At 75.5% G+C, this 12586-nt stretch carries 6 protein-coding genes; 1 reads left to right on the top strand and 5 read right to left on the bottom strand.

From position 1 onward, the window contains the following. The first annotated feature begins 6 nt into the window (after positions 1 to 6). Positions 7 to 2613 (top strand): class III lanthionine synthetase LanKC, encoded by a 2607-nt coding sequence (lanKC, locus tag IF17_RS0108880; protein ID WP_030563908.1) that lies wholly within the window; start codon positions 7 to 9, stop codon positions 2611 to 2613. Between the two features lie 27 nt (positions 2614 to 2640). On the opposite strand, the gene IF17_RS0108875 is transcribed toward lanKC, so the two are convergent. The 5 genes from IF17_RS0108875 to IF17_RS0108855 form a co-directional block, all read right to left on the bottom strand. Then, the gene (locus IF17_RS0108875; protein WP_030563906.1) at positions 2641 to 4539 is read right to left on the bottom strand and encodes an AfsR/SARP family transcriptional regulator; all 1899 of its coding nucleotides are present in this window, start codon (positions 4537 to 4539) and stop codon (positions 2641 to 2643) included. Positions 4540 to 4733: 194 nt separating this feature from the next. Next, the gene (locus IF17_RS0108870) at positions 4734 to 7649 is read right to left on the bottom strand and encodes a helix-turn-helix transcriptional regulator (protein WP_030563904.1); all 2916 of its coding nucleotides are present in this window, start codon (positions 7647 to 7649) and stop codon (positions 4734 to 4736) included. 71 nt (positions 7650 to 7720) lie between these two features. Beyond that, positions 7721 to 7915: a hypothetical protein gene (locus IF17_RS0108865; RefSeq protein ID WP_030563901.1), complete on the bottom strand. Its 195-nt coding sequence runs from the start codon at positions 7913 to 7915 to the stop codon at positions 7721 to 7723. Positions 7916 to 8061: 146 nt separating this feature from the next. After that, on the bottom strand, positions 8062 to 11085 hold the full coding sequence (locus IF17_RS0108860) for a type 2 lanthipeptide synthetase LanM family protein (RefSeq protein WP_373036913.1): 3024 nt from the start codon (positions 11083 to 11085) through the stop codon (positions 8062 to 8064). 409 nt (positions 11086 to 11494) lie between these two features. Beyond that, complete coding sequence (locus IF17_RS0108855) at positions 11495 to 12571, bottom strand: LacI family DNA-binding transcriptional regulator (RefSeq protein ID WP_030563897.1); 1077 nt, start codon at positions 12569 to 12571, stop codon at positions 11495 to 11497. Positions 12572 to 12586: the final 15 nt, after the last annotated feature.

Raw genomic sequence — 12586 nt, 5'->3', positions numbered from 1 at the left:
GTGTCCGTGTCCGGTATCCAGCAGACCCAGCTCTACTGCCTCGCCGACCCCACGTACTACGAGACCCCGGCCCGGCTCCCGGACGAGAAGACCCGCTATCCGCTGGACTCCGCCCCGCCCCCCGAGGGCTGGCGCCGCGTCCGGGGCGGACTGTGGACCTCGCTGCTGCCGGAAGGCCGTGAACTCGCCGAGCAGGGCTGGAAGATCCATGTCTCCACCGTCCCGGAGGAGGCCGAGGCGACCCTGCGCGACACCGCCCGGATCTGCCTCGCCCACGGGGTGCCGTTCAAGTTCCTCCGCAGCGAGCAGGCGCTCCTGCTGATGTCCGACAAGTACATGGCCCGCTCCGGCGCGGGGAAGTTCCTCACGCTCTACCCGCCGGACGAGACCGTCTTCCTGCGGGTGCTGGACGAGCTGACCCACGCCCTCGCCGGGCGCCGCGGCCCGTACATCCTCAGCGATCTGCGGATCGGTGACGCCCCGGTGTACGTCCGGTACGGGGCGTTCACCGCCCGCTGGTGCCTGGACGCCGACGGCGAGCGGGTCCACGCGCTGCGCCACCCCTCGGGCGAGCTGGTGCCCGACGAGCGGGGCGTCGTCTTCCGGGTGCCGCGGTGGGTCACCGTCCCCGAGGCGCTGCGCCCGCACCTTGCCGCCCGCGCCGCCTCCGGGGACGCCACCTTCCCGTACACCATCACGGAGTCCCTCCAGTTCTCCAACGCGGGCGGGATCTACCTGGCCCGGCACCGCGAGACCGGCGAGCGCGTGGTGCTCCGCGAGGCCCGGCCGCACTGCGGTCTCGACGCGGTGGGCGACGACGCGGTGACCCGGCTGCACCGCGAGCACCGGGCGCTGACCGCACTGGCCGGCCTCGACTGCGTGCCCGAGGTGTACGGCGTACGACGCGTGTGGGAGCACCACTTCCTGGTCGAGGAGCACATCGAGGGCGCCACCCTCCTGGAGGAGATCGTCGGCCGCTTCGCCCTCCTCCACGGATCGGGCACGGCCGCCGAACTCGCCACGTACACCGCCTGGGTGGACTCCGTGACCGAGCGGCTCAGGCAGGCGCTGGCGGCGATCCACGCGCGCGGGCTGCGCTTCGGCGACCTCCACCCGTCCAACGTCATCATCCGCCCCGACGGCCGGGTGGTCCTCATCGACTTCGAGTACGCCACCGCCCTCGACGACCAGGACACCCCGGTGGCGGGCGCGCCGGGCCTCCAGGCGCCCACGGGGACCCCCGGCGCCGAGGCCGACGCCTACGCGCTCTGGGCGACCTGGCTCTCCATGCTGATGCCGCTGATGGAGATGGCCGGGCACGACCGGGCCAAGGCCCTCACCCTGGAACGGTGGGCCCGGCAGAGGTACGGCCTGTCGTCCGACGCGGGCCCCCCGCGGCCCGCCGCGCTGCGGGCGGCGGAAAGCCGCTTCGGCGGCGAGCGCGAGATCGCAGCGCTGCTGGACGGTCCCGCCCCCGACTGGGCGGAGCTGCGGGCCCGGCTGCTCGCGGGCATCCACGCCGGGGCGACCCCCGAGCGCACCGACCGCCTCTTCCCCGGCGACCCGGCCGCCTTCGCGACCGGCGGGACCGACGTCGCCCACGGTGCGGCCGGGGTGCTGTACGCCCTGCACCGCGTCGGGGCCCCCGTGGAGACCGGCTGGACCGACTGGCTCGCCGACGCCGCCCGGCGCCGCGACCCCGCCGCCCCCGGCGGCCTCTACGACGGGCTGCCGGGCACGGCGGTCGTGCTGTCCCTGCTGGGCCGGCGGGATGAGGGCCGGGAACTCTTCGAACGGGCCGCCGCCGCACCCCCGTCCGCCTCGGCCGACCTGAGATCCGGCCGCGCGGGCATCGCGCTCGCCGCCCTGCGCCTGGCCCGGCCGGCCGGTGAGGGGGGCGGGGCGCCGGACCCCGACGCCAAGGTCGACCAGGGTCTTGTCGACCTGGCCGTACGGACCGCCGACGACCTGGACCGCCTGGTGCGAGGGGATTCCGTACCGGGCCTGGCCGCCCCCGCGTCGGCGGGGCTGCTGCGCGGGCTGAGCGGCGCGGCCCTGCTCCACCTCGAACTGCACGCCCTGACCGGCGAGGACCGGTTCCTGCGGGCGGCCGGCCGGGCCCTGGAGCGGGAGGCCGGGCACTGTGTGACGATGCCGGGCGGCACCGTCCAGGTGAAGGACGGGCGGCGCCACTTCCTCTACCTGGACCAGGGGAGCGGCGGCGTCGCGCTGGTGGCCCAGGCGTATCTGGCCCGCCGCGCCGCACCGGCCCTCTCCGCGCTGCTGCCCGGGGTGCGGCAGGGCTGCGTCCTCGAATTCGTCCGGGAGCCGGGCCTGTTCACCGGCCGGGCGGGGCTCATGGCCACGGCGGGCCAGCTGTCGCCGAAGGGCCGTACGGAGCCCGACGTCCTGGCCTCCGCCCGCAACCTGTCCTGGCATCTGATCGCCCAGGAGGACCGGCTGCTGGTCCCGGGATCGAGGCTGCGGCGCTGCTCCGCCGACCTGGCGACGGGCGCGGCGGGCCTGCTGCTGGCGCTGCACTTCCTGGCCGGGGGCGGGGACGGGGCCGGAACGGGAACGCCCGGCCTCCTGGAGCTGCTCACCCTGGGGTGAGGGGCCAGGGGTGAGGGCCCCGGCCCCTCACCCCGTTTCCCGCTCGCGCGCGTACAGACAGAGCAGCCGCGGCACTTCGTACAGCGCGGCGTGGGCGGTGACCTCTCCGGCCGGAGAGGTCACCGCCCCCGCGTCGATCAGCGACTCGACGGTACGGATCGCGGCCCGCTCCCCGCACCCCAGCGCCTCCATCGCCCCGTCCAGGGTGAAACCGCCCTCCTGCGCGGGCCCGGCCAGCCGCCCCAGCGCCCGCCGGTCGTCCGCCGACAGGTCCTGCCACCCGGACGCCATGCGCAGCCGTACGGAGATGTCCCCGGCGACCAGCTCGTCCAGGGCGGCCGACGGATCGCCGAGCCGGTCCGCGTACTCCGCCAGCGGCAGATGGCGCAGGACCGCCAGCCGCATCCCGCCCACCCCCACCGCCAACGGCAGGGCGCCGCAGGCCCGGACGATCCGCAGGGCCGCCGCCGGATCGGTCCGCAGCCGCCCGGGCCCGATCAGCTTGGCCAGCAGCTCCAGCGCCTCGCCGTCCGCCAGGGCGCCCAGCGCGATCCGGTGCACGGGGGCCAGCCCCGCCAGCTGCCCGCGCGCGGTGAGCACCACCGAGGACGGGCCGGACCGGGGCAGCAGCCCCCGTACGAAGGCCTCGTCCGGTACGTCGTCGAGGACGATCAGCGCCCGGTGCAGCGACAGCCACCGTTGCCAGGCGTCGCCCGCCCCCTGCGAAACGGCAGGCACCGTCGCATCAGCCGGCACCGCAGAATCAGTCGGTACGGCCGACGCAGCCGTTACGGCCGACTCAGCCGGGACCCCCGACCCCCCCGGCGCCCGCTCCCCGCACAACCACCCCAGTTCGCCCAGGACTTCGGCCGGGGTGCGGGCCGAGCCGTCCTCTCGCCGGACCTGTACGTGGAAGCGCCCGTCGGGGAAGCCGTCGCCGAGCAGGTGGGCCGCCCGCAGGGCCAGCGCCGACTTGCCGGAGCCCGCAGGCCCGGACACGACGACCACCCGTTCGTCCGGCGAGCCCAGCAGCGCCAGCAGCTCCCGCAGCTCCTCGCGGCGGCCGGTGAAGTCCCTCGGCGCGGCGGGCAGCGCCGTACCGTGCGCGGCCTCCCGGCCGGCCGCCGCGGGCCGGGCGGTACGGCCCCGGCCCAGCATGGCGCGGTACAGGGACGCCATCGCCGGACTCGGCTCCAGGCCCAACTCCCGGGCCAGCAGCTGCCGGTAGTCGTCGTAGACCGCCAGCGCCTCGGCCTGCCGCCCCGACTGGTGCAGCGAGTTCATCCAGGCCACCCGCAACCGCTCCCGCAGCGGGTGGCGCTCCACCAGATCCCGCAGGCCGTCCACCGTGACGGCGGCCCGGCCGAGCTCGATCTCGGTCTCGGCCCAGTCCTCGTACACGGTCAGACAGCGGGCCTCCAGCCGCTCGGCCTCCTCCGCGACCCCGGTGGAGTCCCGCAGGTCGTTCAGCGGCGGCCCCTCCCACAGGTCCAGCGCCTCCCGCAGTAGCCGGGCCGCCGTCCGCAGGTCGCCGCGCTCACCGGCGGCCCGCCCGGCGCGGGCCAGCGAGCGGAAGCGCAGGGTGTCCAGCTCGCCCTCGTCGATGGTGAGCCGGTAGCCGCCGCAGCCGTGGACCACCCGGTCGCGGCCGTCGTCGCCGGTCGAGCCGAGCAGGGCGCGGGCGGCGCTCACGTACACCTGGAGGTTCTTGCGCGCGGTGCGGGGAGGGTCGTCGGGCCACACCGCGTCCGTCAACACGTCGACGGGAACAGGGGTGTTGGGGCGGGCAAGCAGGGTGGCCAGGACGAGGCGCTGTTTGCGCGGGCCGAGCGGGAGCGGGCGGCCGTCCCGTACGGCGGTGAGCGGGCCGAGCAGCGAGAAGTACACCGTACCGGTGGGGGCCGGGCGGGCGGGAGGTCGGATCATCAGCGGGCCTCCGGAAGCGGGGACGGGCGGCAGACTGCCGTACGCACGTTTCCGATCCTGCCGTCGTCACGCCACGCGCACATCGGGGGACTGCCCGTATGTTCCGCCCGCACACCCGACCGAAAGCGCCCCGTGCCCCCATGTTGTAGGGCACGCCCGGGCCCCCGTTTCCAGGGGTACGGCCCCCGGCCCCCTCAGGCCGGCTCCACCGCGCACTCCGCCGCGAACTCGCACAGCGCCGAGCGGTCCGCCCGCCCGGTCTTGCTGAGCAGGCTGGCCATGTGCTTCTCCACCGTGCGCGGCGATATCGACAGCCGCCGGGCGATCTGCTGGTTGCCCGGCCGCTCCGGGAGCAGCACGAACACCTCGTACTCGCGCGGGGTCACCCCGCTGGTCCGCAGCGGCAGCGGGATGCGGTCCCAGCCGCCCCGGTGCTGGGTGACGCTCGCCCCCGCCTGCCGCAGTGCCGCCCGGCACGCCGAGGCGACCGCCTGCGCCCCGACCCCGTAGAAGAACTCCTCGGCCCGCCGCAGCCAGGAGACCGGCTCGCCCCACCCGTCGGCGCCGGCCGCGTCCGCGACCAGGCGCAGCCCGAGGTGGCGGGCGACCGGGAAGGGCACGGCCCGGGCGTCGAAGGAGGCCACCAGGCGGTCTGCTCCGGCCCGATCGCCCTCCCGGCCCAGCAGCACCGCCTCCGCCAGCTGAAGGAACTGCCCGTTCCAGGCGAGTTGGGCCCCGGGGGAGGCGCGTACGGCGTCGAACTCCGCCCGGTCCGCCGCCCCCGCCAGCACCCGCAGGAAGGGGCGCAGCCCGTAACTCCCGCTCAGGTAGAAGTAGCTGGGGTGGTCCCGCTCCCAGGCCAGCACCGCGTCCAGCCCCGCGAGCGCCCGCTCCCGGTCCTCCTCCAGGAGCGCGCCGATCGCCTTGCAGAGCCCCAACTGGTGCGGCACGAGCAGCGATGGCTCACCGCCCGCCCGCCGGAACGCGGCCAGCGCACGGTCCATGTCCCGCCGCCGCCCCCGGTGCGCGGCCATCGTGGCGGAGGAGAGGAGCAGATAGCGGTGGGCGGAGAGGTTGCCGACCCGGGCACTGGCCTCCAGCGAACGGTCGATGATCTCCTGCGCCTCCTCCCAACGGGCGCACAGCACCGCGTTCATGGCGAGCAGCCCGTCCACCGTCTGCGTCAGCAGCAGCGCGCCGAGCTCGATGGCCGCGGCCCGCGCCGACCGCAGCCGGGAGGCGTCCCCGGTCCGCATGAAGGCATTGGCGCCCAGCCGCACCAGCGCCTCCACCCGCCAGACGGGCAGCCCGTGATCGGTGGAGAGCGCCAGCATCCGCTCCAGGCAGGCGTCCGCCTCGTCGAACCCCTTCTCGCGGAGCAGCAGCGCCAGCAACTGCCAGGCCTGGCAGGCGACGACGGGCAGCCCCTCGGCCTCGGCGATCTCCGCGGCCTCGCGGGCGGCGCGCTCGGTCTCCCCGGGGCGCCGGTGCTCCTGCCCGGGCAGCAGGGCGAGATGGGCGTCGGCGACGGTGAGCGCGGCATGCCGGCCGGGCGCCGGATCGTGGCCCAGCAGGGTGCGGGCGGTCTCGATCTGACGGGCCGCGTCGGCCGCCCGCTCGGCCATCACGGCCACCCAGGCGATCTTGGTGTGGACCTCGCCGCGCCGCTCGGCGGCCTCGGTGCGCGCCGGAACCGGCGGCAGCGACTCGGCCAGCTCCAGCGCGGCGTCCAGGTCGCCGCCCTCGGCCCGGGCGACGGCCAGGGACTCGGAGATCGCGGCCCGGTCGGCGTCGGCGGCCAGGGGACAGGCCCGCTCCAGCAGCACGACGGCCGAACCGTGGGCCCCCGAGGCGAGCATCCGCCGTCCGGCCTCCGCGAACCGCAGGGCCGCGCCCGCACGGTTGCCCGCGGCCAGGTGCAGGGAGGCGACGAGTTGCTGCCCGTCCTCGTCGAGCGGGTGACCGGAGTGCTCGATGGCCCCGGCGGCGCGGCGGGCGAGCGAGGCGCGCTCGGCCGGGGCGAGCGAGGAGATCAGGGCCTCGGCGGTGAGGGAGTGGCGGAAGGCGTACCGGTCGGGGGCGGCGCCGTCGGGGGCGATCACGCCCGCCTCGACGGCGGACCGCAGATGGGTGAAGAGGGCCCGGTCCTCGAAACCGGTGACGGTCTGGAGGACGGAGACCGAGAACTGGCCACCCAGGGTGGCCGCCGCGAGTAAGAGGTCCCGGACCGGCTCGTCCAGGCGGTCGAGTCTTCGGGTCCAGGTCCGCACGATGCCCGAGGGGACCGGCCCGCCGGGCTGCTCGGCCGCCTCCCAGCCGCTCCCCGCCCGGCGCAACTGGCCGGTGTCCAGCATGTCCGCGAGCAGCACCTCCACCAAGTACGGGTTGCCGCCCGCCCGTTCGGCCAGCCGATGGTGCACCACCGGGGGTATCTCCTCGGGCGCCGCCTCCAGACACGCTGCGGTCAGTGTCCGCATCTGCTCGTCGGCCAGTGGCTTCAACTCCCGTACGGAGGCGGCCTGGCGGCGCTCGGCGGACCGCACGAGATCGAGCGCGGCCCCCGCCTCCGGGCGCAGCGTGCCCAGGAGCAGGATCGGCAGGTCGGCGAGGTTGTCGATGACGTACTCGACCACCGCGACGGTCTCCGTGTCGCTGTCGTGGAGGTCCTCCAGCAGGATCGCGCAGCCGGACTCGCGGCCTAGCACGGACAGCAGCCGCAGCAGCGCCTCCGCCAGCTCGACGACCGTCTCCGGATAGCCGGGGGAGGCCTTTTGGCGCCACTCGGGGACCAGCCGGGCCAGGGCGGGATGGTACGGGGCGAGCTCGGGATCGGTCGGTGTGCCGGCGGCCCGGAAGCGGGAGGAGAGCGCCTCCACGAGTGGCCGGAAAGGGACGACGAGCCCGGTCGAGGTGGCCCGGCCGCGCAGCACGGGCATGCCGAGGCCGTAGGCCCGGTAGGCGGCTTCACCCACCAGCCGGGATTTTCCGATCCCCGCCTCGCCGACGAAGAACAAGGCGCGCCCTGAACGCCGTTGCACGGCGTCCAGGGCGCTGCTCAGCAGGCCGATCTCCTCGTCCCGCCCGACGATGACCGGCGAAGTGGCGCGCATGGGCGCAGGCTACTTGAGTCGTAACTCATGCGGCAGTGGTCCAATGCGCCACAATGCGGGCCGAGGTGTGGTTAAAGGGGGATCATGGTGGTCCACGGCAGGTCGATCGTGTTGCCGGTCTCGCCCTCCGAGGCGCTGAGGAGCCTGCTGCGCATCCCCAGCCCGCCGCCGATGCCGAGGGAGATCTGCCCGGCCGGGTGGTCGTACGCGCCCTCGTGGGCGAGGTTGCCGGATCCCTGGATCGTGGATTCGCTGATGTGCGTCATCTCTGCCTCATTCTCTGCTGGGTGCTGAATCCTGAACGGAATGAACGCTGGACCAAAGGTTTCTGACGGCTGATCGACAACAAGTGCGGTACGGATGAATCGGCTGCGGATAAAAGGGCGGCCGGTACCGGCCGTGGGAGGGCCTCTCACGCGACCCCCGCGGACGGGTTGAGAAGCAGCGCGGAGCCGATCCGGTCGGGGAACCCCGCCCGCAGCAGTCCGTGCCCGATCCCCGAGAGGCCGGTGAGCAGCCCCGGGTGCGGTACGTGGCCGGGGGTCCCGCAGCGCGGCCCCTCCTGGTCGGCGGCGGCCAGCAGCGTCCCGGACCGGCGCACCCACGGGGTGCGGTCGCCGGTCAGGGCCGGGTGGCCGAGCAGCTCCAGCAGCCCGAGCTCGCCGTGGCAGAGGCTGTCGTCGGCGAGCGGGGCACAGTCCGCCAGCTCACCGGCCCGCTCCGCCAGCCAGCCGGACAGGTCGGGGTCGACGAGGGCGTCCGGGCTGTCCGCGACCGCGAGGGCCACCCCGGCGGCCCCCTCGCACCAGGCCCGGCCCGCCGTCACCTCGACGGTCGCCCGGCGCAGGGCCCGCAGTCCCGCCGTACGGTACTGCTCACCGCCCCCCGCCGCGGCGAAGCGCAGCAGCGCCCAGCCGATGCCCGCGGCCCCCTCCGCGAAGCCCCCGGCCGCCGGGTGCGGCGCCACGGAGATCCGCTCGGCGCAGCGCTCGGCGCCCCGCCAGGCCTCGGCCCGGCCGGTGCTGCGGTGCACCGCGAGCAGGGAGACCAGCCCGCCGGCCGCCCCGCCGCGCACCCCGTACCCCTCCTCGGCGGCGCTCGCAGCGCAGGCCAGCCGGGTGGCCGGGCCCGCCAGGTCGAGCACCGCACGGTCGCCGAGCAGCGACCCCACCTCGGCCAGGGCGTAGGCGATGCCGCCGAGGCCCGCGAAGGCCCCCGAGCCCAGCACCGCGAGGTCTTCGGCCCGGCCGTGCAGCGCGTCCAGCAGCCCGGGCACCGGGGTCAGTGCCTCACGGGCCGCCTCGGCGTACCGGTCGGCGCCGGTGAGGGCGGCCAGCTGGGCGAGGAAGAGCGCGGGGCCGGTGTAGCCGCTCGCGAGGTCGGCCGCCATCGGCGCGAGCCGCCAGTAGCGTTCGCCGAGCAGTTCCAGGCCGATCCAGTTGGTGCGGGCCTCGTGCCGGTAGGCGAGCGAGACGAGCTGGTCGCCCACCGACCTTGCGGCGGACAGGAGTTGCTCCGGCTCGGGGGCCGTCGCGGCCATCCGGGGCCGCGCGCCGCCCTCCGCCCGGTGAGGCGGTTCGGGGGAGGTGGACACCATGGCGGCCCGGATGATCCGTTCCTGGTCCTGGCGGTCCACCGTGTCCATGGCCCGCACCTTCGCCTCGACCCGGGCCAGACCGGTCGGCCCCGGCGCGGGCGGCACCTCACGCCCGGTGCCGCTCCACAGGTCCGGGGAGCCGGGCCGGGTGAGGAAGACCGGCACATCGCCGGCCCACAGCTCCTCGATCTCCTCGTCCTCCAGACCGGGCAGCGCGGGCACGCCCAGGGCGGGGGTGCGCAGCAGGGAGAGGACCTGGTGGCGTTCGGCGGCGTCCCGCATCAGGTCGGGGTGGGTCGACTCGTCGAGCAGGGTGGTGTACGTCCAGGTCGGCCGGGGCACGACCCGTACCTCGTCCTGCGCGAAGTCCGTCAACAGGCCGCGCTTGCCGAGTAGTTCGTCGCGGTGGTCGCTGATGGCGGTGTATCCGGCGCGGAACCCCTCGCAGAGCGCGTCGGTGTACGCGGACGGATCGGCCGCCACCCCTTCCAGCCGGGGCCGGTTGGCGGACTCGCTGAACTGCGCGGAGCGCCGTACCAGCCGCATGGTGTCCGTGCCCGCGTCCGCCCAGTCGGCGGTCTCGATGGGGGAGGGGGCGGCCCGGCCGCCGCCGATGGCGGAGACGTCGAGCGCGGCGGCGTCCCCGACCAGCAGTTGGGGCAGCAGCCCGACTCGGTGGACCGAGGCGTGCAGGGCCCGGGCGGCGGGGTCGGAGGAGTGCGCCTGGGAGAGCGGCGGATGGAACAGGGTCTCCACATCGACCAGGACCGGGTGCGGCCCGCAGGCGATCAGGTTCTCCTGGTGCAGATCGGTCCCGTCCAGCAGGTGGAGCAGGGCCAGCAGCGCGCCCTGGCGCCGGTAGAAGAGATGGGTGTCCGAGGTGGACGAGCAGGGCCGCTCCTCCACGTACTCCACCCACCCGTACTCGCCCCGGTCCAGCACCCGCAGCGCCCGCAGGGACGGCGTCCCGGGCAGCGAACCGAACCATTCCACCAGGGAGTTGAAGTGCCGGTGCGCCGCCAGCGGGCGCGGCTTGTAGACCAGCCGGCTCCCGTCGGTGAACCGCAGCAGCATCACCGAGCGGCCCCCGCGGTGACTGTCCCCCGCCCCGGCCTCGACCCCGGTCAGCGCCCCCGGCCCCCGCCCGGCGGCGAGCGTCCCCGGCGAGGCACCGTGCCCCCGGTCGCCCAGCACACCGGAGGAGGCCAGCAGCTCCCGGTCGTCGGCGAGCCGCCCGAGCATCTCGGTGAAGGCGTCGGCGGCGGCGAGACTCGTCCGGGCCAGGATGCGGGCCAGTACGGGATAGGCGGTGAGGAAGGCCGCGAGCCCGTCCCGCCCCGCCGTCCGCCGCACGAAGTCCCGGAACCGCTCCTGCGGCCCCTCCCCGGCCAGCCGCCCCGCCCGCCGCGCCTTGTGCAGCTCCAGCACGAGCGTCCGCGCCGCGAGCCGGGCCAGCCGGCCGACCAGATGGGACCGGAAGTCCTGCAGTACGGGGGCGAGCCCGACGGCGGTCCCGGCCCGTACGGCGTTGTTCGACGGCGAGGTCAGCAGCCGCCCGGCGGCCCGCTCGGCGAACGGGGCCACGACGAGGGCGAATCCGGAGAGCCCCGGGTGGTCCCGCCCGGCGACGACAGCCTCGGCCGGCGCGTCGGCGATGACGGCCCGCACGAAGACGACCCAGTCGGGCTCCCCCATGGGCGGCTCCCCGACGACTCCGGGAAGCCACCAGGGGTTGGCGCGCGGGGTGGTGGGGGCGGGGGCGGTGCTGCCGGTGTTCGTGCGCGGGTGGTTCGCGTTGGCGTGATCCGCGTACGGGTGGTCCGTGTCGGCGTGGTCCATGTACGAGTGGTCCGTGTTCGTGTGGTCCGTGCGAGCCGCTCCGGCGGTGGTGACGGCCGCTTGGGGGGACGCGGAGGGCGCGGCGGACGTGGAAGTCCCGTTCGCGCCGGCGGACCCGTGGGTACCCGGGAGGGCGAGACGGGCACCAGCCCCCGTACCGCCGCTGCCGATCAGTTCCTTCTCCACCGCACCTCCCAGGTCGGGAGCGGCCCACCGGACCGCTCACGAACCATCCTGGCGGGGGGACTCCCGGGGCGCATGGGGGAGTTGCCCCCATCTTTCGCCCCCGGCCGGTGGGGTGGGTGGGTGCCGGGCTCACCTCGGGGGACCTCACCCCAGGTGACCTGGCTCTGGGCGACCCCTCACCCCAGGGTGACCCAGGCGGCACCCCAACAGCACCCCGGCGGCCTCACCCCACTCGGGGCGGAGTCGTCGACCCACGGATCATCAACTCGGCGGCGATGGTGGCGATTCCGCCGGGCGGCGGGTTCTCCTTGCCCATGGCGAGCCGGCCCGCCCGCGCGCCCGCCTCGAAGAGCGGCAGCCGTACGGTGGTCAGCGCGGGTACGGCGTCCACCGAGAAGGGCAGGTCGTCGAAGCCGGCCACCGAGATGTCCTGCGGGATGCGCAGCCCCTGGTCGCGTACGGCGGCGCAAGCGCCCAGCGCCACCGTGTCGTTGGCGGCGACGACGGCGGTCACGGTCGGGTCCCGGCGCAGTATTTCGAGGGTGGCCTCGTACCCGGAGCGCCGGTCGTAGGGCCCGTGCACGGTGAGCCGCTCCTCGTCCCCGTCCTCCGCGCCGAGCCCGGCGCCCCGCAGGGCCTCGCGGTGGCCTTCCAGCCGGTGCCGGGTGGTGGTGCGCTCGGGGGGCCCGGCGACGTAACCGATCCTGCGGTGGCCGAGCGAGATCAGGTGCTCGGTCAACCGCCGCCCGCCGCCCCGGTTGTCGAAGGCGAGCGCGGCGACGAGCGCGTCCCCCTCGGGCAGCGGGGGCCGCCCGCAGAAGACGATCCGGGTGCCCGCGTCCGCCATCTTGGCCAGCTTCGCGGCCATGGCGGCCTGGTGGTCCGGGTACTCGACCGCGCCTCCGGTGAGGACGACGGCGGCGGCGCGCTGGCGCTGGAGGAGGGTGAGGTAGGTGAGCTCGCGCTCGGGGGAGCCGCCGGTGTTGCAGATGACGGCCAGCTTCTCGCCGCCCGCCCGCCCTGAGCCGTCCCCGGGCCCGCCGATCTGGGTCTGCGCGGCCCCCGCCATGATCCCGAAGAAGGGGTCGGCGATGTCGTTGACCAGGATCCCGACGAGGTCGGAGGTGGCGGCGGCCAGCGAGCTGGCGGGCCCGTTGAGCACGTAGTCCAGGTCGTCCACCGCACGCAGGACCCGCTCCCGGGTCGAGGCGGCGACCGGGTAGTTGCCGTTCAGCACACGGGAGACGGTGGCCGGGGACACCCGGGCGCGGGCCGCCACGTCCGCCAGGGTGACTGTCATCGCTTTCCTCCGTGA

The sequence above is a fragment of the Streptomyces cyaneofuscatus genome, from assembly GCF_000718135.1.
Classification (GTDB): Bacteria; Actinomycetota; Actinomycetes; order Streptomycetales; family Streptomycetaceae; genus Streptomyces; species Streptomyces cyaneofuscatus.
The sequence above is the reverse complement of the archived record's forward strand: the minus strand, read 5'-3'. Positions and strand labels throughout refer to the sequence as shown.

What these genes read in the sequence shown, in the direction of transcription:
- IF17_RS0108875 (WP_030563906.1), bottom strand. Translation starts at nt 4,539, where the DNA reads ATGATCCGACCTCCCGCCCGCCCGGCCCCCACCGGTACGGTGTACTTC.
- IF17_RS0108870 (WP_030563904.1), bottom strand. Translation starts at nt 7,649, where the DNA reads ATGCGCGCCACTTCGCCGGTCATCGTCGGGCGGGACGAGGAGATCGGC.
- IF17_RS0108865 (WP_030563901.1), bottom strand. Translation starts at nt 7,915, where the DNA reads ATGACGCACATCAGCGAATCCACGATCCAGGGATCCGGCAACCTCGCC.
- IF17_RS0108860 (WP_373036913.1), bottom strand. Translation starts at nt 11,085, where the DNA reads ATGGACCACGCCGACACGGACCACCCGTACGCGGATCACGCCAACGCG.
- IF17_RS0108855 (WP_030563897.1), bottom strand. Translation starts at nt 12,571, where the DNA reads ATGACAGTCACCCTGGCGGACGTGGCGGCCCGCGCCCGGGTGTCCCCG.